General features: G+C 55.8%; 20 protein-coding genes. 11 read left to right on the forward strand and 9 right to left on the reverse strand.

What is annotated here, in order from left to right; translation table 11 throughout:
* Positions 1-4 precede the first annotated feature (4 nt).
* The 6 genes from ABJ205_RS14945 to ABJ205_RS14970 are packed head-to-tail and all read left to right on the forward strand — an operon-like array spanning position 5 to position 6,537.
* Positions 5-1,549: an NADH-quinone oxidoreductase subunit M gene (locus tag ABJ205_RS14945; RefSeq protein WP_348156903.1), complete on the forward strand. Its 1,545-nt coding sequence runs from the start codon at positions 5-7 to the stop codon at positions 1,547-1,549.
* On the forward strand, positions 1,549-3,030 hold the full coding sequence (gene nuoN / locus ABJ205_RS14950) for an NADH-quinone oxidoreductase subunit NuoN (protein WP_348156906.1): 1,482 nt from the start codon (positions 1,549-1,551) through the stop codon (positions 3,028-3,030). The genes ABJ205_RS14945 and nuoN overlap by 1 nt, the downstream gene beginning before the upstream one ends.
* Positions 3,027-3,737, forward strand: coding sequence for a biotin--[acetyl-CoA-carboxylase] ligase (locus ABJ205_RS14955; RefSeq protein WP_348156909.1), 711 nt, complete (start codon positions 3,027-3,029; stop codon positions 3,735-3,737). Before nuoN ends, ABJ205_RS14955 begins: the two co-directional genes overlap by 4 nt.
* 11 nt (positions 3,738-3,748) lie before the next feature.
* A complete protein-coding gene (locus ABJ205_RS14960; protein WP_348156912.1) occupies positions 3,749-4,546 on the forward strand; it encodes a type III pantothenate kinase in 798 nt (265 codons plus the stop codon).
* Positions 4,547-4,582: 36 nt separating this feature from the next.
* Positions 4,583-6,247, forward strand: coding sequence for a ribonuclease J (locus tag ABJ205_RS14965; RefSeq protein ID WP_348156915.1), 1,665 nt, complete (start codon positions 4,583-4,585; stop codon positions 6,245-6,247).
* Positions 6,247-6,537, forward strand: coding sequence for a DUF1467 family protein (locus tag ABJ205_RS14970; protein WP_348156918.1), 291 nt, complete (start codon positions 6,247-6,249; stop codon positions 6,535-6,537). The genes ABJ205_RS14965 and ABJ205_RS14970 overlap by 1 nt, the downstream gene beginning before the upstream one ends.
* 6 nt (positions 6,538-6,543) lie before the next feature.
* On the opposite strand, the gene ABJ205_RS14975 is transcribed toward ABJ205_RS14970, so the two are convergent.
* Positions 6,544-9,168, reverse strand: coding sequence for an ATPase (locus ABJ205_RS14975; RefSeq protein WP_348156919.1), 2,625 nt, complete (start codon positions 9,166-9,168; stop codon positions 6,544-6,546).
* A 28-nt stretch (positions 9,169-9,196) separates the two neighbouring features.
* Here ABJ205_RS14975 and ABJ205_RS14980 point away from each other — a divergent pair, with 28 nt between their 5' ends.
* The 4 genes from ABJ205_RS14980 (at position 9,197) to ABJ205_RS14995 (ending at position 13,264) form a co-directional block, all read left to right on the forward strand.
* Positions 9,197-9,514, forward strand: coding sequence for an Hpt domain-containing protein (locus ABJ205_RS14980; RefSeq protein WP_348156921.1), 318 nt, complete (start codon positions 9,197-9,199; stop codon positions 9,512-9,514).
* Between the two features lie 106 nt (positions 9,515-9,620).
* Positions 9,621-10,820 (forward strand): hypothetical protein, encoded by a 1,200-nt coding sequence (locus tag ABJ205_RS14985; protein WP_348156922.1) that lies wholly within the window; start codon positions 9,621-9,623, stop codon positions 10,818-10,820.
* A 53-nt stretch (positions 10,821-10,873) separates the two neighbouring features.
* Complete coding sequence (locus tag ABJ205_RS14990) at positions 10,874-11,818, forward strand: hypothetical protein (RefSeq protein ID WP_348156924.1); 945 nt, start codon at positions 10,874-10,876, stop codon at positions 11,816-11,818.
* 9 nt (positions 11,819-11,827) lie between these two features.
* The gene (locus ABJ205_RS14995; protein ID WP_348156926.1) at positions 11,828-13,264 is read left to right on the forward strand and encodes a HAMP domain-containing sensor histidine kinase; all 1,437 of its coding nucleotides are present in this window, start codon (positions 11,828-11,830) and stop codon (positions 13,262-13,264) included.
* Positions 13,265-13,338: 74 nt separating this feature from the next.
* On the opposite strand, the gene ABJ205_RS15000 is transcribed toward ABJ205_RS14995, so the two are convergent.
* Together ABJ205_RS15000 and gltX are read right to left on the reverse strand one after the other, a co-directional pair.
* Positions 13,339-14,625 carry a citrate synthase gene (locus ABJ205_RS15000; RefSeq protein ID WP_348156928.1) on the reverse strand — a complete coding sequence of 429 codons (1,287 nt, stop codon included), beginning with the start codon at positions 14,623-14,625 and terminating at the stop codon, positions 13,339-13,341.
* A 48-nt stretch (positions 14,626-14,673) separates the two neighbouring features.
* Positions 14,674-16,104 carry a glutamate--tRNA ligase gene (gene gltX, locus ABJ205_RS15005; RefSeq protein WP_348156930.1) on the reverse strand — a complete coding sequence of 477 codons (1,431 nt, stop codon included), beginning with the start codon at positions 16,102-16,104 and terminating at the stop codon, positions 14,674-14,676.
* A 38-nt stretch (positions 16,105-16,142) separates the two neighbouring features.
* Here gltX and ABJ205_RS15010 point away from each other — a divergent pair, with 38 nt between their 5' ends.
* A complete protein-coding gene (locus tag ABJ205_RS15010) occupies positions 16,143-18,449 on the forward strand; it encodes a ComEC/Rec2 family competence protein (protein WP_348510077.1) in 2,307 nt (768 codons plus the stop codon).
* Positions 18,450-18,482: 33 nt separating this feature from the next.
* On the opposite strand, the gene lexA is transcribed toward ABJ205_RS15010, so the two are convergent.
* The 6 genes from lexA to ABJ205_RS15040 all read right to left on the reverse strand — a co-directional run bounded on the left by lexA (position 18,483) and on the right by ABJ205_RS15040 (position 23,654).
* On the reverse strand, positions 18,483-19,193 hold the full coding sequence (gene lexA, locus ABJ205_RS15015) for a transcriptional repressor LexA (RefSeq protein WP_348156935.1): 711 nt from the start codon (positions 19,191-19,193) through the stop codon (positions 18,483-18,485).
* A 202-nt stretch (positions 19,194-19,395) separates the two neighbouring features.
* The gene (locus ABJ205_RS15020) at positions 19,396-20,601 is read right to left on the reverse strand and encodes a molybdopterin molybdotransferase MoeA (RefSeq protein WP_348156938.1); all 1,206 of its coding nucleotides are present in this window, start codon (positions 20,599-20,601) and stop codon (positions 19,396-19,398) included.
* Positions 20,598-21,083 carry a cyclic pyranopterin monophosphate synthase MoaC gene (moaC, locus tag ABJ205_RS15025; RefSeq protein WP_348156940.1) on the reverse strand — a complete coding sequence of 162 codons (486 nt, stop codon included), beginning with the start codon at positions 21,081-21,083 and terminating at the stop codon, positions 20,598-20,600. The genes ABJ205_RS15020 and moaC overlap by 4 nt, the downstream gene beginning before the upstream one ends.
* Positions 21,084-21,265: 182 nt before the next feature.
* Complete coding sequence (gene trpC / locus ABJ205_RS15030; RefSeq protein ID WP_348156943.1) at positions 21,266-22,054, reverse strand: indole-3-glycerol phosphate synthase TrpC; 789 nt, start codon at positions 22,052-22,054, stop codon at positions 21,266-21,268.
* Between the two features lie 11 nt (positions 22,055-22,065).
* Positions 22,066-23,058 carry an anthranilate phosphoribosyltransferase gene (gene trpD / locus ABJ205_RS15035; RefSeq protein WP_348156946.1) on the reverse strand — a complete coding sequence of 331 codons (993 nt, stop codon included), beginning with the start codon at positions 23,056-23,058 and terminating at the stop codon, positions 22,066-22,068.
* On the reverse strand, positions 23,055-23,654 hold the full coding sequence (locus ABJ205_RS15040; RefSeq protein WP_348156949.1) for an aminodeoxychorismate/anthranilate synthase component II: 600 nt from the start codon (positions 23,652-23,654) through the stop codon (positions 23,055-23,057). The genes trpD and ABJ205_RS15040 overlap by 4 nt, the downstream gene beginning before the upstream one ends.

The raw sequence follows: 23,654 nt of genomic DNA on the forward strand, positions 1-23,654 counted from the left end.
CGTAATGGACTTTCCCATCCTCACCACCATGATGCTGGTGCCGCTTGCGGCAGCCATCGCGTGCCTGTTCGCAGGTCAAGCCTCACGCATGATTGCGCTGGGTGCGACGCTTGTGACCTTTGCCTTGGGCGTCATGCTCTGGGCCAATTACGAGATCGGCGGGGCCCAGTGGCAGTTCCAAGAGAAGTATGAGCTTGTCGCAGGCTTCTCCTACGCGCTTGGGATCGACGGCATTGCCTTGATGCTGATCATGCTCAGCGTCTTCTTGATGCCTATCTGCATCTTGGCGAGCTGGGATTCGATCAAGAAACGTATCGGCGAATACATGGCGGCCTTCCTGTTTATGGAAGTGTTGATGATCGGGACGTTCGCGGCGCAGGATTTGTTCCTGTTCTATATCTTCTTCGAAGCAGGCCTTATCCCGATGTATCTTATCATCGGTGTGTGGGGCGGCGATAACCGGATCTACGCCTCTTACAAATTCTTCCTCTACACACTGTTTGGTTCAGTTCTTATGCTGATCGCGATGTTCTGGATGGTGGCTCAGGCTGGCACCTCGGACATTCCGACGCTGATGCAGTATGACTTCCCCGGCGGGGCGCAGACGTGGCTGTGGCTGGCGTTCTTTGCGAGCTTTGCGGTGAAGGTGCCGATGTGGCCGTTCCACACCTGGCTTCCCGATGCCCACGTTCAAGCGCCGACTGCGGGTTCGGTCATTCTGGCGGGCGTTTTGCTCAAACTGGGCGGCTATGGCTTTATTCGTTTCAGTCTGCCGATGTTCCCAGAGGCGTCTGCTGACTTTGCGTGGTTCGTATTCATTCTGTCGATGATTGCGGTGATTTACACCTCGCTGGTCGCTCTGGTTCAGGCCGATATGAAAAAGCTCATCGCTTACTCATCGGTTGCTCACATGGCGATTGTGACTGTGGGGCTGTTCGCCTTCAACGTTCAGGGTCTTGAAGGCGCGATGATCGTGATGCTTTCGCACGGCCTTGTATCGGGCGCGCTCTTCCTTTGCGTTGGCGTGATCTACGACCGCCTGCACACGCGCGAGATTGAACGGTACGGCGGGCTGTCGATCAACATGCCCTATTACGCGCTGTTCTTCCTGCTGTTCACCATGGCCTCTATCGGCCTTCCAGGAACCAGCGGGTTTGTGGGCGAATTCCTTTCGCTTGCAGGAATTTACCAAACTTCCAGCCTCGTGGCGCTGGTCAGCACCACTGGCATCATTTTGGGCGCCGCTTACATGCTCTACCTTTACCGCCGCGTGGCCTTTGGCGATCAGAAAAACGCAGATGCCGCCGCGATGAAAGATATCACGGCGCGCGAGTGGATTATGATGACACCCATTGCGGCCGTTGTCCTTTGGATGGGCGTTTATCCGGAAAGCTTCCTTGCACCTATGCGTGCGGATATCGCAGCGCTCGATGCGCGGCTCGCAAGTGCGGCACCTGCTAGTGACGCAGCGCTGGCGAGCGGTGAACCGCTGGAGAAAGCGGCCAACGCCATCGAGTACGAAGGCCACCAAGGGGAGGGCCAACACTAATGCTCGACTTTGCATCCTCTTTTGCGCTCATCACGCCTGAGCTGATCCTTATTGCAACCGGCCTTGTCCTGCTTCTTGTGGCGGCATGGGCCGGTGATGAGGCATCGCGCGCTGCGACGATCATTGCCGCAGGGGCGTTGTTCGTCGCGGGGCTTTTCACCATTCCGGGTCTTCACTTTGGTGCGGACGGTCCAGACGCATACGCATTTGGCACTTTGATGAAAGTCGATAGCTTCGCGCTGTTTTCAAAAGCGCTGATCTATCTGGCCGCCATTGGCGCGCTTGTCGTGGCGCCAGCCTTCTTCAACGGTCCCGCCGCGTCAAGCGAACGCGGCCTTCGCGCTGAATACCCGGTCCTGGTCCTGTTCGCGACTGTCGGCATGAGCATCATGGTTTCGGCTTCTGACTTCATGACGCTCTATATGGGTCTCGAACTGAACTCATTGGCCGCTTACGTGCTGGCTGCGATCCTTCGCAAGGATGAGCGTTCAACCGAGGCGGGTCTGAAATACTTCGTTCTTGGCGCGCTTGCCTCGGGTATCCTCCTTTACGGGATGAGCCTTCTGTACGGCTTTACCGGCGGCACCGATTTCGCCAGCGTTCGCGCTGGACTTGAAGGGGAGCTTTCCACCGGTCAGCTATTCGGCCTTATCTTCGTGATGGCGGGGCTCGCCTTTAAGATCGCAGCCGTGCCGTTCCACATGTGGACGCCTGATGTGTACGAAGGGGCTCCAACGCCCGTCACCGCATTCTTCGCAACCGCACCAAAAGTCGCAGCCGTCGCGCTTACCGCGCGTGTTGTATTCGAAGTGTTTGGTGGTCAGGTTGGGGCGTGGCAGCAAATCGTGATGTTCACCGCGCTCGCTTCCATCGTGTTCGGCGCTTTGGGCGCTATCGGTCAGGATAACCTTAAACGTCTGCTGGCTTATTCTTCGATCAACAATGTTGGCTTCATCCTTCTGGGTCTCGCGGTTGCGACGCCTGCCGGGGCAAGCTCCATGCTGATCTATCTCTTCATCTATGTGGTGATGAGCCTTGGTAGCTTTACCGCGCTCCTGATGCTGCGCGGGGAAGACGGCAATCTGTTTGAGACCTTCGGCGATATTGCTGGCCTTGCGGTAACGCGTCCGGCAATCGCATGGTCGCTGCTGATCTTTATGTTCAGCCTTGCCGGCATTCCACCGCTGCTGGGTTTCTACAGCAAGTTTGTGGTGTTCCAGGCTGTGGTTGCCGCCGACCTTGTGGTGTTCGCAGCGATTGCCATCGCCGCAAGCGTTATCGGCGCGTTCTACTACATCAAGTTCGTGAAGGTAATGTTCTTCGATGAACCAGCGGGCGTTGCCACAGGTAAGAGCGAAACTTCGCACTGGGTCACCCTTGGCATTTGTGCCTTGATCATCTCACCGCTTGGCTATCTGCTCACCGGCTCGCTCAGCGATCTTGCCAACAAGGCAGCATCTGCGCTGTTTCTTGCCGTTTGATCCGTTTCGTTGAAGAAACCGGGTCCACCAATGCGGACCTCGCTCAGGCTCTGAGATCCCAGACCCCTCCATCGGAAGGCGAATGGCTCGTGGCCAAGCGTCAAACGGCGGGCAAGGGGCGGCAAGGGCGCGAGTGGTTCGATGGATCGGGCAATTTTATGGGTTCTTGCGTGGTGACGCTGAATGCAGGTGATCCGCTGCCTGCCTCTTTGAGCTTTGTTGCAGCGATGGCAGTGTATGATGCAGCGGCGCAGGTCTTGCCTGATGCCGACACGCTCCGCCTCAAATGGCCCAATGACGCCGTTCTGGATGGAGGAAAGCTATCTGGCATCCTGCTTGAATTGGTAGGGGATAGCATTGTTGCCGGGATCGGTGTCAATCTTGCCAAGGCCCCGGATTTGCCAGACCGCAAAACTTCCGCCCTTTGTGTTCTTGCGGGGCCAATTGAGCTCACCGCATTTGCGCAAAACCTCGCCGCAAGCTTTGCCCATTGGCTTTCGGAGTGGCGCGAGCATGGTCTCGCCCCGCTTCTTTCAGATTTTCTGGAACGTTCGGTCCACGCCAGTGGCTCAAGTGTAACCGTGCATGATACCGATGGCACTTACATCTCCGGCACCTTCGCAGGTCTGGAAGAAAGTGACGGCGCGCTGCGGCTACGCTTGGCGGATGGCTCGGAACGTGTCATTCGTGCTGGTGATATTGCATAAAGGAGTACCCGATGCTGCTCGCGGCTGATGTCGGAAACACCAATGTTGTCTTTGCTCTATTTGAGCCTGATGGAAAGGGCGGCTTTGTCACGCCTCCCAAGGCGCGCTGGCGCATTGCAACAGATCCGCGCCGGACCGGCGATGAATATGCGGTGTGGCTGCTGCAATTGCTCAACATTGAAGGCGTGTCGCGCGATGATATCAATCATATCATTTACGCCTCTGTGGTGCCGCGGGCTGATCACAATCTGACCGTACTGTGTCAAAAGTACTTCAACATCACGCCGTTAAAGGCGGGTGAGGGCAAGGCCAAATGGCCGTTCATTGCCGACGTTGATCAACCAAGCTCACTTGGCGCAGACCGCGCTCTCAACATTCTGGCCGCGCACCACAAATATGGCGGCGACATCATCTGCATCGACTTTGGTACAGCGACCAAGTTTGAAGCGATTGACTTTACAGGGGCGTATAAAGGCGGCTCCATCGCGCCGGGGATCAATTTGTCACTCGACGCATTGGTGGGGAAAACGGCGAAGCTTCCGCGCATTGCGATCCGTGCTCCGACAAGCGATAGTGTTATCGGGCGCAACACCGAAGACCAAATGCTTATAGGAGTGTTCTGGGGCTATGTCGCTATGATGGAAGGCATTGTTGAGCGGATGAAGACCGAAATCGGGCGCCCCGCCAAAGTGGTGGCGACCGGCGGCCTTGCGATCTTGTTCGATGATGCGACGGAAATTTTTGATGAAGTCGATACCGATCTGACGATTGAGGGACTTGCGATTTTGGCCAAAGTGGCCGCGAACTGATCGAAAGATCATTGGGATAGAACGACAACAAAACCCGTGAACAAAAAATATAAACCAGAACAAGAACTGCTGTTCCTCGCCCTTGGTGGCTCGGGCGAAATTGGCATGAACGTCAACCTGTATGGCTGTGATGGCAAATGGTTGATGGTCGATCTCGGAATGACGTTTTCGGGGGGCGAATACCCGGGCGTTGACCTTGTTTTTGCCGATCTCGACTTCATTGAAGAGCGCACTAAGGACCTTCTCGGCATCGTCCTGACCCATGCGCATGAAGACCACATTGGCGCAGTGCCTTACTTCGCAGGCGAGCTTGGCGTCCCGCTTTACGCAACGCCGTTCACCGCTGACTTGGTCGCCAGAAAGCTCGAGGAGGCCGGACTGCTTGGCAAGGTTGAGCTTAACATTATTGAAGAAGACCACGGCCAGATTGACATTGGGCCCTTCAACGTCACTTACCTCCCGCTTGCCCACTCTATCGCAGAGGGCAATGCACTTTTGATCGACACGCCTTATGGCCGCGTATTCCACACCGGCGATTGGAAGCTCGACGAAGACCCCATCATCGGTGAGCCTACGACCGAAGAAGAGCTGCGCGCTATTGGTGATGAGGGTGTGATGGCGCTTGTGTGCGATAGCACTAATGTCTTCAATCCGAACCCTTCTGGATCGGAAGGGGCTGTACACAAAGGCCTGATGGAAGAGGTCGCCAAGCATAAGGGCAAGCGCGTCCTCGTAACCACTTTTGCGAGCAATGTTGCGCGGCTTCACACACTTGGCGAAGTGGCCCGCGAAACTGGGCGGCAGGTGTGCGTTGCAGGGCGTTCGATTGATCGCATCCTCGAAGTGGCACAGGACAATGGGTATCTGCAGGATTTCCCCAAGCCCGTCGACTTTGACACCGCTATGCGCTTGCCGCGCGGTGAGGTGATGATTTTGGCAACCGGCGGGCAGGGCGAACCACGTGCCGCTTTGGCCCGAATTGCTGATGACAATCACCCGCTGGAACTGGCGCCCGGCGATGTGATCTTGTTCTCATCGCGCCTCATTCCCGGCAATGAAATCGCGGTGGGTAAGATGCAGAACCAGCTTGCCGCGCGCGGGATCGAAATGATCACCGACCGGCAGAGTTTTATTCACGTATCTGGCCACCCGGGCCGCCCTGAATTGGAAGCGCTGTATAGCTGGTTGAAACCAGAGGTGCTCATCCCTGTTCATGGCGAGATGCGTCACATGCGCGAGCAAGCGCGTGTGGGCAAAGAGTGCGGCATTCCCAGCAATGTTGTGCAATCCAATGGCGATATTGTGCGCCTTGCTCCGGGTGAGCCGGGCAAGATTGCCGAGGTGCGCAATGGCCGCCTTGTGCTGGACGGAGACATCATTTCCCCTGCCGACGGGGATGCAGTCAACACACGCCGCCGCGTGTCGTTCGAAGGCATGGTTATCGTTGTGCTGGCAAGAGGCGAGGCTCCTTTGATCGAAGCGATTGGCCTTCCACTTGACGAAGATATGGCAGAATTTGCCGAGGAGACCCGCGAGGACATCCTCAAGGCTATCGGGAAGTTAAAGGGCCGCGATGCGGGCGATCCTGCTTCTGTGCATGAGGCGGCCCGGCTTGCTGCTCGGCGCGCGGCACGGCGATGGTCAGGCAAAAACCCTCAAGTGCGTGTGCTGATGCCGGGCCTTACGAAAGCCGCAGACTGATGCAGTGGACCTCGATCCTCGCGGTCTATTTTCTCATCTGGGTGATGAGCGCTTTCATCATGCTGCCTTTTGGTGTCCGCACTTCTGAAGAGGTGGGAGAGGCGTTAGTTCCCGGCCAAGCTGAGAGCGCGCCATCGAGTTTCAGGCCCAGAAAAATCCTTGTTCGCGCAACCATAATCGCGATTGTCTTGACGAGCTTGTTTGTGCTCAACTTCGAATATGGTTGGGTGTCTCCGCAGGACTTGGACATTCTGCCCAAACCTCCAAGCAGTGTCGCAGTCCGCAATTAAAGGCCCTTACTGACGCAGGCGTTCGATTGACTGCGCGAGCACAACGTAGAGCTTGCCTACATCGGAACCCAAAATCGTGACGCCCAATGCCTTGCCATCGCGGGTGGAAAGCACCGAACGCAGCATCGCTTCGAAGTCGTGAATATAACGGCTGACATTGGCCCTAAACTCATCATCACTCTGATAAAGGTCAGCAATCTCACGCGCGTTGCCATTATCGATCAATCGCACGGCCCGCCGGGTAAAGATGCCGCGATCGCCTTTAAGATAGTCATCCCAAGAGGTGTCAGAAACCTCGTGAGACAGCGCAGATGTAAGGTCGATTGCTGAAGAGTTCAGGCTGTCGGTGATCAACGCCATACGCCGTGCAAAGTCATTATTGACTTGCTCCTCTGCAAGTTCGCGTGAGCGAGCGATGCGTTGTTCGAGGTTCTTAGTGAGCTCATTCACTTTCGCGAGTTGATCACGCAGCTGAACGGTGGCCTCACGCCCAACACCTGATGCGTGTGCAGCCGCCTGTTCCAATTTGCCGGCGGCCTCGGCTGAGTTGTTGCGCAATGACCGTTCGAGGTCTTCGACGGCCTGCTTTGACAAAGAATCGGCAAGGGCAGTGACCTTTTCCCGGGCCCCCGTGTCGAGTGTTTCGAACACTTCCTTTGTCGCTATATCCAACTTGGTAAGCTCTTCGCGTAGGCGTTCTTGAGTGGCCCCTGCGACCGTCTCACTTTCTTCTGCAAGCCTTGCAAGGCCGCTTTGCAGCCCTTGAATGCGGGCCAGAGCCTCTTCAGAGTTTTCGGCAGTTTTGAAATGTAGCGCCTCGATTGAAGCATCGTTTTCATCGACCTTACCGCGTGCTTCGATCAAATAGTTGGTAAGCGCGTCGGCCTTTTCACTAGTGGCCAGCATAAGCGTAGACACTTCCAGGGCGCGCTCCTCAACATTAGAGAGGGTTCCAAGTGTTTCCTTCATCGCTTCCGGTAAATCTTCACGGGTGAAAGTTGCGCTTGATTGGATGATCTCGAGTAAACGCACACCGGATTCGGTGAGCTCGTTGATCTCGTCCTGTGTCTGACGAAGCTTCTCACGCTTCGCATCAATTTGGCCATCGAGAGAATCCAAACCTGAAGCCAGAATTGCTTCGGCAGAGCCAGATTGCTGGGTTGCTTGCGTGATGAGCCCAGACAGTTGTTCAATCTTCTCATTAAGTTCTGCGGAATGAGAGACCAGCTTATCCGTCTCAGCGATATGCGCTTGGCGTCGTTGAGATAGGGCGTCATCAAGGTCAGCGAGGCGCTGCGAAAGAACTTCGCTTGCCTGTGCTTCATTGGTCGAAAATTCCTCTTGCACCCGAACAACTTGTTCATTGAATTGGCGGTCGCGTGTTTCAAGCTGGTCAACAAAGACGGCAACTTTCGCATTGAGATCGTCGACCCGTTTTTGCGCCAGATTAATCGCTTTTGCATCAACTTCATCGAGCCAATTGATTGCTTTGACGACTTCATCACTGAAGCGTTCTTTCGAAGCGTCGAGCCGAGCCATGGCCTGCTCTTCACTTTCGCGAAGCTGTGATCCCATCTCTTGGGTTTCGGTTTTCAAGGCGCTCACACGCTCCGTAAGGGCCTGCAAGGCTGCTGTTTCAGCGCCCTCGACTTCGCCGCGATATTCCTCAGTGCTGGCTTTGACGTCTTCTAACTTCATGCCGGCGCGATCTTCAATCCCGCTTATTTGTTCTTCAAATCGTGTAAGGACCTCGCCAACACGGCCTTCGACCGATGTCACCTGCGTTTCGCTGGCTCTGCCGAATTCGTTTAAGCGATCGAAGCTTGTGACCAGTCTTTCCAGATTGTCATGGGCTGTGCGCCCTGCTGCACCGACCTGATTAGACACATCGCGTGCGGAATTCGCAACGACAGGTAAGTCATCTCGGAGCCGGGTCATATTGGCCAGAGCGCTCTCACTAGCGTTTCCGATTGCATCGACTTGTTTGCCGTTGGTTTTGATCAGACCTTGCAATGTATCGGCATGGGCGGAGATACGCTCACTCGCCATACGGCCCAAGCTTTCAAGCTCGCGTGATTGTGCGCTTAGGAATTCGCGCGCCAAGCTCAACTCGCGGTTTACAACTGTCAGACGGCTTTCAAGCTCGCGGCTTTCTTGAGAGAGAAGCGCGGCGCTTTGTGCAAAGCGATTGGCTTCGGCCCGGGAATGGCGCATCGCCAGAAGCCATGATACGCCGATTAAAAGGATGGGCACAGACCAATCCACTAACAATCGGGTCCAATCGCTGGGCGTTGCCGCCGCGTTTGAAAGCTGATTTTGCATGGCCCAACCGTAAAATCCGGTCCAGCTAACCACTGCCAAAATGGCCAGCGCAGGCGCAAGCCAGGAAAGCCTTGGCGAAACGCTTTGCACCTCATCCCCTTCATCCAGATCGTATTGCGCCAGATCCAGTTCGTCCTCTGGTTCGATCGCGTCGGCAAAATCAACGCCTTCGCTGAGATCGGCACCATCTGCCGTTGAACCTGTATCGGATTGCGCCTTGATCGCAGCTTTTTGCCCGACCGCGCGAATGTGCTTTCCACTTGCCATATCGCCAGAATACCACAGCCGAGGGAAGGATAAACCCCACATTAACCCGAATCCGGCTAATCCGGTCTTTATGGTATATGAAAGTGGTGCTCTTGATGCGACTCTCGCGGCGGCAGCGGGTGATAACTCAGTGTTGCTGGGCGAACTTCGCGGTGCTTTTCTTGAGAGCGCGGAAAAGTTGCTCGACTTGCTAAAGCGTTCTCGTTGTGACGGAAATTGGAACGTTGCAGCGCACCGTTTGAAAGGGCTTGCGGCGAGTTTTCATGCTCAAGACCTGCTTGAAGCGGCGGAGAATGCGCTGGCATCGGCCCCGGGTGAACCGACCGCAATTCGAAAAATCGAAGCAGTACTTGCCCGCTTTAACGGCAACGTTCCGGGACGGTTCTAACTCGAACTGCCTCAAAATCGTGGAAACACCCTCCGCCTTGCGCTTGATGCGACAGGGCCAGAAGGCGTAGCGACTACGCACAGCCTATTCTTAGGAGAGATTGGCTTTGCGCATTGCTTTAGTCTCGGCGAACGAGCGGACAAGAAACGGTGAATTGCGCGCAGCGCAGGAGCTTGCAGGGCGCAGCGTGCTCGAATGGCAAGTCGACCTTGCGTTAAAGCTGAGCTGTGAGCGCGTCATTTGCCTTTGCATGACGCCAGCCAGTGAGTTGATAATCGCGCAGCAGCAGCGAGTGGAAGGTGCAGGGGCCTCCTTCCATGCCTTGCGCAATCACTTGCAACTGACCAATCTGGTTCGTGATGAAGATCAATTGTTTGTCCAGCTTGACGGCCTGATCATCGATCAGGATGCGCTAGATGAAGATCTCGAACCTGCTGGCGAACTGCAAAACACTATCTTTGAACTCAGCGCAGATCACCCTTTAAGCACAGGATATCCTTCTGATTTTCAACGGATTGATAAGGAAACCCATTGGGGCGGCGTTGCAGTCTTGCCAGGTGATAGTGCCGTTGCCCTCAAGGAAATGCCTGATGATGCTGACGCTGTTTCGGTGCTATTGCGAGTAGGCCTGCAATCAAGGGTGCCGCGTGAAAATGTTCCGGTATCCCTTCTTGAAAACAACCAATGGATATTGGCGAGCGACAGCGAAAGTCTCGAACTGCGCGGCAAAGCCTTGATGGAGGCAAATCTGCCTCATGCAAACTGGGCAGGCCCCGGATCAGCCATAGCCACAAGCATCATACGCTTAACACCGGGGCGGTGGTTTGGCGCTGGTAGCGAAATATCGGCGGGGTTAGGGATCGCTGGCTTGGTCATTGCGGCAGGTTTGGCCGGAATTGGGTATGATGCCGCGGCGATTGCGCTAGCCAGCATGAGCGCATTTGCAGCTGCTCTATCAAATGGTTCGGCCAAGCTGCGATCTGGAGTGTCAGCGCAAACGGGACTTAAAACGTCCATGGTTTGGATGACCCCAATGCATATCGCGCTCGTATGTCTGGTCTTGGTGATAGCCAATCTAAAGCCAGACGACTGGCAGGTCAGCGTTTCTATCCCTTTGTTTGCAATAGGCCTTTCATATCTGGCTGGAGATGAAAAACGTAAGGGTTTGCGGCCGTTTTGGCGTGACACGACCTTGCACCTTGCATTTTTTGCCGTGTGCACCGCATTCGGCCATCTTCAAACCGCGTTACTTGCCTTCTCGCTGGTAGCTCTTTTGCAATTGCTGCTGCGTGCCCCGACAAAGTGAGCTAGTGTGTAAGGCTAACCGGGACTTAACCTTAACCCTGTAGGTGCTGCGCAATGGGCAAGAAGGCCATAGACCGATCTCAGTCCACTTTGGTGGATGCATTCCTCCGGGATGAAATGGCGCGCGGCAACCGTGCGCTACGTTCGATTGCGCCTGTTGTGGGGCAGTTGCTCGATGGGGAAGGGCCGAGCCTCTTTGGCGACGCGATCATCGCGCGCCTGCGGGGTATGTTAGGCCATATCGCAGAACAATTGATAGGCGAACTACCTGTTATCGAAGGGAATAATCCCGAATTAGAGAGCCCGCAAAACGCGCTGGCCGCGCGAATGTCCACCGACGAAACGGTCGTTGACCATCTCTACACCTGTGCGCTCGAAGGGTATTTGTCTGGTAAGCTTGAACAATCTGCATCGATCGATCCAGTGCTCAGTCCGTTGATTCAGGAGTTAATCGCTTCAGAAAAGCCTGAGATTGCTGAGCTTGCGATGAGTGCCCTGGCAGCTCAATCGCGCTTTTCACAATCCCAACGCCGCATGGAAATTCCTATTGGGGAGCTTCCTTTTGAGGTTTTTGGACGCGTTTTGGAGCATTTTGAGGCTGTTTCTCTCGGGGCTGAGAAACGTCAAATCGATACGATCATAACCAACCTAAAGCAGCGTTATGACGAGGGCGCGGGAAGAATTGGCCTTTTTGCAAGGCTGAGTGCGTCTATGCACGGCGGCGCTGTTGCTGCCCTTGATCTGGGCCACGCTGGCCTTGCTTTGTTTACAAGCGGATTGGCTTCGCTCACTCAGCAACAACGTGACCGGGCTGTCTTTGCTTGTCACGAAAGCCATACTGTAAGGCTCGCTCTAATGCTAAAGGCTGCTGGGCTGAGCTCGCATTCGATTGACAGCCAATTGACGATCCTTGGCTGCACCAAATCATTGCCAAGCCAATTTGAGATGCTCTCTCAGACGGTTGCGCAGGACACTTTGCGCGAATTGAGCGAGGTCTAGACGCCGCTCATGAACCGCCAACAATCCATCGTCGCCGCTTACGGTTTAACCGATGAGCACGATCGGCTTGTAAAAGCGGATGAGCTTCTTGCTGAATTGCAAGAGGCGTGCGGCGGTAGGTTGCCGGGGGCATTGGCGGTGCCAGAATTGCGCGATCTTGTGCGCCAATGCCGTGAACGCGGCCTTCGTATTGCCCGCGAGTTCAGCGCGTTCGACGGTCAAGATAAGGTTGACGGGTTTGTCCGAGTAAATCCTGTGCTTGACGCAAACATGGATGATCACAGCGTTCTCGGCGGTTGTGAGATTATTATCGAGAATTGGTTGAACGGCGCGGTGGATGAAGGGCATTCGCGCGCCAGCGTGGATTGGCTTGATGCTGCTGACAAAGCTTCGGCCGAAATCACGGCGCGGCTTGATGCGTGGCAAAACCTTCAAGTTATCACCACATTGAGCAGCGATGCTCAGATGCTCTCTAAAGCTGTCGAGGATCAACCGGGAAAGCTCTGGAGCGAATATTTAGAGCTTGAAGGTATTACCCACGAACAGCCGCTCCATTGGCGGCTGCTTGATGGGACGAAGGCGGTCATTCCGGGGTCAAACCGTACTTGGCGTGCACGTTTGTTGCCCGTTGGCCCGTCCGCCTTCGCACCGCGTGGTTTTGAACTCTTGCTGATCGCAAATGAACCCTTGGCATCGGATATGCCGAAAGATGACGAGACGGAAAGTGACGCACCAGAACATTCGCGTTTGGTTGGCAGCGCGCTCACACCTGTCTTGCGCCAACCCATTGCTCGCATCGTTGCCAATGCTGAGACTATTCATTCGCGCCTCGCTGGCCCCTTGCGCGCCGAATACAGTGAATACGCCGCCAACATTGCGGCTGCTGGTCAACATCTTGCAGGGATGCTCGATGATCTTGCGGATCTCGAAGTGGTGGAAGCCCCCGGCTTTGAAACGGCTAAAGAACGGGTTGATTTGGCAGATGTGGCGCAGCGAGCCGCCGGCATTTTGGGTGTGAGAGCGCAAGCGCGGGGCATTTCCGTTAAGGTCGATAAGCTGGCATCTCCACTCTACGCACACGCCGAATTTCGCCGTGTGCTTCAGATACTCATCAACCTAGTTGGGAATGCGATCGCTTATTCTCCTGAACGCAGCCAAGTAACAGTGCGCGTGGATGAGGACGCGCGCGGACAGGTCAGCGTAACCGTGAGTGATCAAGGACCGGGCGTGACACCCGAGCAGGCAGACAAGATTTTTGATAAATTTGAGCGGCTTGGCAGAGATAGCGATGGTGGCAATGACACCGGATCAGGGCTCGGACTGTTTATCTCGCGTAAGCTGGCCCTCGCGATGGATGGCGACCTTGAGGTTCTTACCCAAGACGAAAATGCAGATCACATCGGCGCACAGTTCCGTTTGAGTTTGCCCGCGCTCGAAAGTGTGTAAGCCGCGCCTTAGCAATAAAAAGGCGCGGCTTGCACATCTGCAAACCGCGCCATTTCTAACTGTTTATCCGTCGATTAGCGTTGGCCAACTGGCACATAATCGCGTTGAGTAGGGCCAGTGTAAAGCTGACGCGGACGGCCGATGACTTGTGCTGGATCAGAGATCATTTCGTTCCACTGAGCAACCCAACCCACAGTGCGTGCCAGAGCGAAGAGCGCCGTGAACATGGTTGTCGGGAAGCCGATTGAGCTCAAAATGATGCCTGAGTAGAAATCAACATTCGGGAACAGCTTCTTCTCTTTGAAGTAGTCGTCGTTGAGAGCAATTTCTTCAAGCTTCAGAGCGGTTTCGAACACCGGATCTGTGGTTTTAAGCGCTTCAAACACTTCACGAAGTGTCTTCTGCATAACTGTCGCGCGCGGGTCGTAGTTTTTGTAAACGCGGTGACCAAAGCCCATCAAACGGAATGGATCGTTCTTGTCTTTTGCGCGTTCAATATAATGCGGGATGCGGTCAGGTGTGCCGATCTCTTGGAGCATGTTGAGCGCGGCTTCGTTTGCACCGCCGTGTGCGGGACCCCAAAGGCATGCAATGCCCGCGGCGATACACGCAAATGGGTTGGCGCCCGACGAACCTGCAAGACGCACAGTGGAGGTCGACGCGTTTTGTTCGTGGTCGGCATGGAGGATGAATATCCGGTCCATTGCTTTTTCAATCGCCGGGTGAATTTCATATTCCTCGGCCGGAACCCCAAACGTCATACGCAGGAAATTGCCCGTGTATGACAGTGAGTTATCCGGATAAAGGAATGGCTGACCGACGGCATATTTGTATGCCATCGCAGCGATAGTTGGCATCTTTGCGATCAAGCGATGCGACGAAATCTTGCGGTGCTCAGGATCGGAGATGTCAGTGCTGTCGTGATAAAACGCTGACAACGCGCCAACCACGCCGCACATAATCGCCATCGGGTGCGCGTCGCGGCGAAAGCCACGATAGAATGTCATCAACTGCTCGTGCAGCATCGTGTGATTAGTGATGGTGTTTTCAAATGTGTTGAGCTCACCAGCATTTGGCAGCTCGCCATTCAACAGCAGATAGCTCACTTCCATGAAGCTAGAGTGTTCAGCGAGCTGACCGATTGGATAGCCACGATGAAGCAAGATGCCTTCTTGACCATCGATATAAGTCAGAGCGCTTTCGCAGCTGGCTGTTGATTTATAGCCAGGGTCAAAGGTGAACGCGCCGGTTGCGCCATACAGCTTGCGAATGTCGATTACGTCGGGCCCAGTGCTGCCTTCGAGCACTGGAAAATCGTTTGTCGCACCGCCAAGTTCGAGCTTCGCTTGCTTGTCAGCCACCATGTGTCTCCTAATCAATCTTTCTTTGAACCAAACCGGCTCAACTTCTTAAGAAGCTTGCGCGTCAATGCGAGCCAAGGATTCATCCCGTCCTAAAAGGACCAGTACGTCAAAAATTCCGGGCGAGGTTGTCGTCCCGGTAAGGGCAGCGCGCATTGGCTGCGCCAGCTTGCCGAAGCCCAATTCCAGTTCCTCTGCAAGCGCTTTCGTAGTGGCTTCGAGAGCTTCCATTGTCCAGTCATTTTCGCCAGCTAATGCCTTGGAAATGGAACTAAGTCGTGCCCGGCCATCATCGTCGAGCAGTTTTGCTGCTTTCTCTGTCATTACCAGAGGTCTCTTCGCGAACAGAAAGCCAGCGCCTTCAGCGAGTTCGTCGAGGTTCTTTGCGCGGGTTTTTAGGACTGGCATGGCCTTAGCCAAAAGCGCCAGGTCTGCATCCGTCTCAAGCCGCTTTGCTACGAGTGGGGCGAGCTTAGCGTCATCCTTCTCGCGGATGTAATGCCCGTTAAGGTTTTCAAGCTTCTTCAGATCGAAGCGTGAGGGGCTTTTGCCAACACCAGAAAGCTCAAACAGCTCAATCGCTTCGCCGCGCGTGATTTCCTCACGATCGCCATGTCCCCAACCAAGGCGGAGCAAATAATTGAACAGGGCCTCGGGCAAAATGCCGAATTCATCGCGATAGGTTTCCGCACCCAGCGCGCCGTGCCGTTTTGAAAGTTTGGCGCCGTCAGCGCCGTGGATCAACGGCACATGGGCATAGGTCGGATCAGGCCACCCGCCCTCAATATCATCCATTGCCCGGTAAATCGGCAACTGGCGGAAGGCATTGTTGAGGTGGTCATCGCCGCGGATGACGTGCGTCACACCCATATCGTGATCATCCACGACAGCTGCAAGCATATAGGTGGGTGTGCCGTCTGCGCGCAGGATGATGTAGTCGTCGAGCTCTTCATTTCTTACTGAAACGCTGCCTTGAACGCTATCTTCAATGGTTGCTTCGCCCTCTTGTGGGGTTTTGAGGCGCACAGTGAATGAAGCCCCATTAGGCGCTTCGTTTGGGCCCCGATCCCTCCAGCGGCCATCGTAACGCATGGGTTGTTTGCTTGCGCGTTGCTCAGCCCGCATTTCTTCTAGCTCTTCCGGCGTCGCAAAACACTTATAGGCGTGCCCAGCCTCAAGCAGCATATGTGCAACTTCGGCATGACGCTCTGCACGCTTGGACTGAAAAACTGGATCATCGTCATAATCCAACCCCAGCCAATCAAGCCCATCCAAAATGGCATCTATCGCGTCTTGGTTAGACCGCTTCTTGTCGGTGTCTTCAATCCGAAGAAGCGCTTTGCCGCCGTGATGCCGGGCAAACAGCCAGTTGAACAACGCCGTACGCGCACCGCCAATATGCAAGAAGCCAGTAGGCGAGGGCGCAAACCTGGTAACAACAGGGGCATCGTTCAAAGAATTTGACGTAGGGGCCGTCATAGAATTAAGCTTCCTATCCGTTTGGTGCAAAAGGAACGGTGCCTGCCCTTGGGGGAAGCGAGCCGATGGCCGATGCGCCGATTATTCCGATGGGAGACAAACCCGCTGGCGAAGATGCCGCGTGGGGTGAGATCCCAGTCCCGCCTCGAAAGGCTTTCGCTGGCCTGTGGCAAAGGGATGCTGGATTGTCCAGTATTTGGAATGCCATCGGCGTTGCATTTGCAGATCGGACGGAACGTTTTCTTGCCGAAGCCGGATTTGATCGTGCCCCTTGGTTGGCGGTGATCTTCGCAAGCGGCATCCTCTTTTGGTTTTACCTTAAGTCCCCATGGCAATGGGCAAGCGTAATCGGTTTTTCGATGTTGCTCGCACTCTTTGCCTTCGCTGTATGGCGTGACAAGTTGGAGCGGGATCATTTGCGCGGTGCTATCATTGCGTGCGCCTTGCTTTTTGCCGCTGGGATCAGCGTCATCTGGATCCGATCAGAATTCGTGGGTGCGTCAGCGATTGAGCGGCCAACGGTAGAGCGTGTTCAAGGTTACATCCTCGCGCGTGAGGACCAGCCAGCCCAAGACCGCATCCGCCTCACCATGGCTATTCGAGACGCTGAGAGCGGCGAAAGCAGAAAGATCCGTGTAAATGTTCCCTTGGCTACTGAGGTTGAAACGGCCGCTGAAACAGGTTTTGCGGATGGCATTGGCAAATTGACCGAAGGAGCGGTGGTCCGGATGCGGGTCCGTTTGATGCCTCCAGCAAGCCCGATGCTGCCTGGTGCATACGATTTTGCACGAGCAGCTTGGTTCAAAGGCTTGGCCGCTTCGGGCAGCGTTATTGGCCGTGTTGAACTTGTCATGCCTGCTGAGACGTCGGGAGTTGTAGCGCGTACGCAGAGAGCCCTGTCGGCCCACGTCCGAACACGCGTTGACGGTTCTGCCGGCGACATCGCAGCGGCTTTCGCAAGCGGAGATCGCGGCGCAATTGATGCCACTGACAGAGCAGCGATGCGTGACGCTGGGTTAACCCACTTGCTCGCAATCAGCGGATTGCACGTGAGCGCCGTCATTGGTGCTGCCTATTTCTTGGCTCTTAAACTGATGGCTCTTCTTCCCTCGCTTGCCTTGCGTGTGCGATTGCCAGTGATCGCTGCTGGTGTCGGGGCGCTGGCGGGCATTGGTTACACGCTTTTGACCGGCGCGCAGGTCCCCACGGTTCGGGCATGTGCGGCGGCTATGCTTGTCCTGATCGCGCTTGCAAGTGGCAGGGATGCATTGTCGTTACGTATGGTGGCGGTGGCGGCAATTTTTGTCCTCCTGTTGTGGCCAGAGAGCGTGATTGGTCCAAGTTTTCAAATGAGCTTCTCAGCAGTGCTGGCGATCGTAGCTTTGCACTCAAGCAAACCAGTCCAGGCCTTTCTGGCACCGCGTGAAGAGAGTGTCTTGGCCCGCCTCGGACGGGGCACTGCAATCCTGTTCCTGACAGGGCTTGTGATCGAGATTGCTCTTATGCCGATTGTGCTGTTCCATTTTCACCGAGCAGGGCTTTATGGTGCCTTTGCAAACGTACTGGCGATACCCCTTGTCACATTCATTTCCATGCCCCTTATTGCTCTAGGCCTTGCCTTTGACACCGTAGGGATGGGAGCGCCCTTTTGGTGGCTTACTGAAAAGTCACTCGATTTTCTCTTGGCGATCGCTCACTTCACGTCCGCTCAACCTGGCGCGGTCAAGCTGATGCCGCAGATGAGCGGGGTGACGATTGCTTTGTTTACAACAGGCGGTCTTTGGCTGGCTTTGTGGACTGGCAAGGCAAGATTGCTTGGATTTATTCCAGCATCAATCGCGACACTCATGCTATTGGCGACGCCAATTCCAGATCTCTTGATCGGAAGAGATGGCAGGCATGTCGGGCTTACCCTGAATTCTCCTGATGGCAGCCGCAATCTCTTATCCTTGCGAGACAGTCGAAGCTCCTACTCACGGGACAACTTGCTTGAGCTTGCCAGCGTGACCTCGGAACCGATCCCATTGGCAGACTGGGATGGGGCGCGGTGTTCACCAGAGTTCTGCACCATCGTCCTAAAACGAGGAGGGCGCGACTGGTCGCTTCTTCTTGCGCGCAACCGCGAACTTATCGAAGAACGCGCCCTTGCGGCGGCCTGTGAGCGAGCCGACATTGTAGTGGCGGATCGTTATCTTCCTAGATCGTGCAGCCCGCTATGGCTTAAAGCCGACCGCGGGTTTCTTGAACAATCAGGCGGTCTGGCGATCAACCTCGAAGACAAAACCATCACCAGTGTTGGCGACAGCCAAGGGGCACATGGTTGGTGGATCGCCGGACGCGACTAGGCCTGTGCACCAGTCCCGCCCGGCTCATCCCAATCAATGGTAGCGGCGAAGAAGCCCTGCAAGCTTGCCTTGAACTTCAACTTCACCCGGACCGTAAACTTGCGGATCGTAGGTGGCATTGGCCGGATCAAGGCGAACAAGGCTGCCGTCTTTGTGCAAATATTTGAGAGTTGCCTCTTCCCCGTTCACCAGTGCGACGACAATTTCCCCGTCACGCGCAGTGTTGGTTCTGCGTACAAGCGCAAAGTCACCATCAAAAATTCCAGCTTCAATCATTGAATCGCCAGACACCTCAAGCGCATAATGCTCACCCGGGCCAAGCAAGGCCGCAGGTACTGGGAGCGAACTTTGTCCCTCGAGCGCCTCTATAGGAGCGCCAGCAGCAATTCGGCCGTGAAGGGGAATTTCAATCACGTCATTGGCTGCTTCGGGCGCCGGCTTTGGCGTGCTCGTCGTTGGAGCGGCCGCATTGGAGATAACCCTATCGTTTGCGGCCAGCGTCGTAGTATTGCGCGGGATGGGGGTGGAATCCTCAGGGTTCTTGATCACTTCAAGCGCGCGGGCCCGGTTGGGCAAGCGCCGGATAAAGCCGCGTTCTTCGAGTGCGGAAATCAGGCGGTGAACGCCCGACTTGCTCTTCAAATCGAGCGCCTCTTTCATTTCTTCAAAACTAGGTGAAATACCGGTCTCTTCCAGACGCTGCTGAATGAAACGGATCAGTTCGTGTTGCTTTGCCGTTAGCATGGGCAAACTCCATCAACTGCACTCTATGTGCCCCAAAGCCAATTAGCTTCAACGCACAGTGCCAAAGTCACGCACTCCACAGAGGCACCAAACCGAATAATCGGAACAGGTGCGATACAGAACGCTAACCGTTGCACCTTTATGGTGAACGAATGCGGAACGAATAGGCAACTTGATTCGTCAAGTCAAGCGCATCGAAGCACTAAGCCCCTGCAAAACCGCCATTCTGGAGGCTATAGACGGTCACAGGCTCAGCTTTGGCAGTTTCGGGCGCGCCGGGAGCGCGATCAATAAGACAATTCGCAGAGGCCAATGATGCAAGCGCGCTTGAGTCCTGAGAATTTGCAGTGATCACGGATGTCCCGTCGCTAATGCCGCGCACGAACTCGCGCCGCTGCCCGACGGCGGGGAAGGTTTGTCCTGCAATACGGGTTTGCGCCAAGGGCAACGGGTTTGCGAATCCAAGACATTGACGAATGGCGGGAAGGGCGAACAGGAAAGCGGTAACGAAGCTGGAGACGGGATTGCCCGGCAGGCCCAACACAAGTTGGCGGCGATCACCACTCTGGCGCGTTGCCACCATCAAGGGTTTGCCGGGCTTCATCGCGACTTTCCAAAAAGCAATATCCGCGCCCCATTCTCGTAGAGCATCTTGGACAAGGTCGTGGTCCCCAACCGATGCTCCGCCAGAGGTGATCAAGATGTCGCAGTCGTCGGCGTGAACAAGCGCCGATGCTAAGGCGGCCATATTGTCACCGACCGGCCCAATGCGTTTTGCCTTTCCCACCAAGGGAGCCGCCATTGCAGCAATCATTGCTCCATTGCTGGCGGGAATTTGGTCTGGCCCGCAGTTTTCCGGGTCAGAGGCCAGCTCATCCCCGCTGTCTATTACGGTGACTTTCGGGAGGCGCCTCACCGGCACTTTCGTATGGCCGCCTGACAATGCGAGAGCGATGTGAGCGGGGCCAATGGCGGCACCGGCATTTATCAAGGGGTCACCATCGCTAAAGTCGAAACCGCGGCGCCTGATGTGGCGGCCAATAGGGGGCGTTTCCGTGGAAGAGACGCTGTCTTCGCCGCGCACCGCGTTTTCTTGCAGCAGAACGCTTTCGGCCCCAACTGGCATATGAGCGCCGGTTGAAATGCGAACGGAGGTTCCGGTTTTAAGAGTTCCCACAAAGGGTGCACCGCACCGGCTTTCGCCTATCACCTTCCACGGGCCTTCGCCGCAAATGGCATATCCGTCCATCGCCGAAAGGTCAGCGGGAGGCTGTGTTCGGCGGGCGTATATATCTGCGGTAAGGACGCGGCCAAGGGCGGCCTCGATCGCCGCGTCTTCGCTGCCCATAACCGGTGCAAGAGACAACAGCTGCCGCTGTGCCTCGTCCAGATCAAGCCAACCGCTCAATTGGCGCTATCCTCTTGGGCCTTCCAAATTCCGGATTTGCCGCCGCGTTTTTCGATTAGGCGCACCTCGCCAATAACCATGGCTTTGTCGATGGCCTTCGCCATATCGTAAATGGTGAGAAGGGCAGTGGAGACGGCAACCATGGCCTCCATCTCTACACCCGTCTTGCCAGTAAGAGAGGCAGTTGCGGTGACGCGGATGGAGGTTGGTTCAAGAGCGAAGTCCACGGCGACCGCTTCGAGGCCCAAAGGGTGGCACAGCGGGATGAGATCACCTGTGCGTTTGGCTGCCATTATTCCGGCCACGCGTGCAGTGCCCAATACGTCGCCTTTGGGTGCATCGCCTTGGCGGATTGCCTCAAGAGCGTCCTTCGACATGGTGATAAGTCCGCTTGCGATTGCTACGCGGTGTGTTTCGGCTTTGCCGCCCACATCGACCATGTGCGCCGCACCGTTTTCAGCAATGTGGGTTAAGCCGCTCATTTTCTTTCCTTTTCAGCGCTTTTTGACACAGTTGACACACTGTCTAAGAACAGAAACCTAATCGATCAATCACGCGTATTCTAATCGCTTTGTTCGATGATGGACGCGGTTGAATGGTCATTGCGCTCACCTAATGCCATTTTTCGCCGGTGTAGGACAGTGGAGCCGGTCTTACCGGCAAGTTATCCGTTCAAGAGCTTTGACGTCGCCGCCGCGACATCATCGGCGCGCATCAGGCTTTCCCCGACAAGGAACCCGCGCACGCCCGAACGGGCAAGGCGCCGGCAGTCGCCATGGCTCGCAATGCCGCTTTCCCCGATAAGCATTGTGCCTTCCGGGGCCATCGGCGCGAGGCGTTCTGTCGTCTCTAATGAGGTTGTGAATGTCTTGAGATCGCGGTTGTTGACACCGATTAGGCGGCTTTTGAGATGGGTAAGGGCGCGCTCCATCTCTGCTTCATTGTGCACTTCGACCAGCACGTCCATCTGGCGCTCGTGCGCGGCCGCTTCGATTTCGGTCATAACCGTGTTGCCGAGCGCTGCGACGATGATCAGGATGGCGTCTGCCCCGATGCTGCGCGCTTCAAGGCACTGCCACGGATCGACCATGAAATCCTTGCGCAGGGCAGGAAGAGCGCATGCTGCACGCGCTTCGATGAGATAGTCCTCGTGCCCTTGGAAATAGGGGGCATCGGTCAGGACAGAAAGGCAAGCCGCGCCGCCTTTTTCATAGTCGCGCGCATGATCAGCGGGCCGGAAATCTGGACGGATAAGGCCTTTGGAAGGGCTCGCCTTTTTGACCTCTGCGATAAGGGCAAAACCGGTTTCTGCTTTCTTACGAAGAGCCGCTTCAAACCCGCGAGGGGCCGTTTGCTTTGCAGCGCTCGCTTCAAGCGCTGCGATTGTGGTCGCAGCCTTACGAGTTGCAACTTCGCCAGTCTTGGCATGGCAGATTTCTTCGAGTTTGTTCATGGTGCGGCGCGCTATACCGTCAATTCGATCCATTTGGCGAGCAAGGTTTTGGTCTTGCCACTATCGAGAGCTTCGGCGGCTTTGGCAGCGCCTTCGTGCCAGTCTTGCGCGGCACCTGCGACGACCAGCGTACCAGCCGCATTGAGAAGGACAGCGTCGCGATATGCGCTTTTCTCACCGTCGAGAAGGCGGGTGAGGGCAGCGGCATTGAACACCGCATCATCACCGCGAATGGCCTCGAGCGGGGTGTTGGAAAGGCCAATGTCACCAGCGTCAACGCGGCGCATTGTGACTTGGCCATCCTCTACATCGGCAAGAGTGTTGCCGCACGCTAGGCTAAGCTCATCCAGACCTTCGTCACCGGAGACGATGAATGCGGGCTCTTTATCAAGGTTTGCCTTGGCTTCTGCGTAGACAGGCACAAGCTCCGGCCGAGCAAGGCCGATGAGTTGACGCCTTACGCCTGCGGGATTGGTGAGCGGACCAAGCAAGTTGAAAATCGTTCGCTTGCCGATCTTCTCACGAATGGGCGCAATTGGGCCAAGAGCGGGGTGGTGCACGCGGGCAAACAAAAAGCAAATGCCGACTTCATTGAGAGTCTTCTGGGCTGAACGCACGGCCGCATCTAAATCGAGCCCAAGGGCTTCCAAAGTGTCGGCTGCGCCTGATTTGGAGGAAGCGGCTCTATTGCCGTGCTTGGCAACCGGCACACCGCATGCGGCGACGACAAGGCTCACCGCGGTAGAAACATTGAGCGTATGTTGACCATCGCCGCCCGTGCCGCAGCAGTCGACGGCATTGCTTGGTGCTTCGATCCCATTGACCCGTTCGCGCATGGCACTGGCCGCAGCAGCGATTTCGACAGCCGTTTCGCCTCGTGCGGAAAGGGCGATAAGGAAGGCCTCGATCTCCTCAGCGCTGGCCTTGAGGTCGAGGATATTGGCGAAGACTTCATCCGCTTCAGTTCGGGTGAGCGTAGGTACATCAAGAGGTAGGACGCTCACGGCAGTTTCTCCGGTTCAAGTCCGCAAATCATCATAAAGTTGGCAAGCAATGCGTGGCCGTGCTCGGTCGCGATGCTCTCCGGGTGGAATTGCACAGAATGGATGGGAAGCTCAGCGTGGCGAAAGCCCATCACGCTGGGGTGATCTTCGCTTGGTGTCTCGGCATGGGCGTTTGCGATCAGGCTATCCGGCACATCGACCACCTCAAGGCTGTGATAGCGTGTGGCGGTAAAGGGCGAGGGCACACCTTGGAACAGCCCGCTGCCGTCATGCGTCACTGGCGAGGTCTTGCCATGCATCAACCCGCCGCGTGTAACGGTGCCGCCAAAATGCTGTCCAATGGATTGGTGGCCAAGGCACACCCCCAGCAAAGGCTTACCCGCATCAGCGCACGCCGCGACCAGATCAAGGCTGACGCCGGCCTCATTGGGGGTGCAGGGACCGGGCGAAATGAGGAAGCCGCTCGCATTCGTGGCCAACGCTTCAGCCGCACTCATCGCATCATTGCGTTCAACCCGCACATCTGCGCCCAATTCCATCAGATAATGGACAAGATTGAAGGTGAAGCTGTCGTAATTGTCGATGACTAGGATCAT

Origin of the sequence: Erythrobacter sp. (assembly GCF_039988855.1) — a bacterium.
In the GTDB taxonomy this organism is placed as follows: Bacteria; Pseudomonadota; Alphaproteobacteria; order Sphingomonadales; family Sphingomonadaceae; genus Erythrobacter.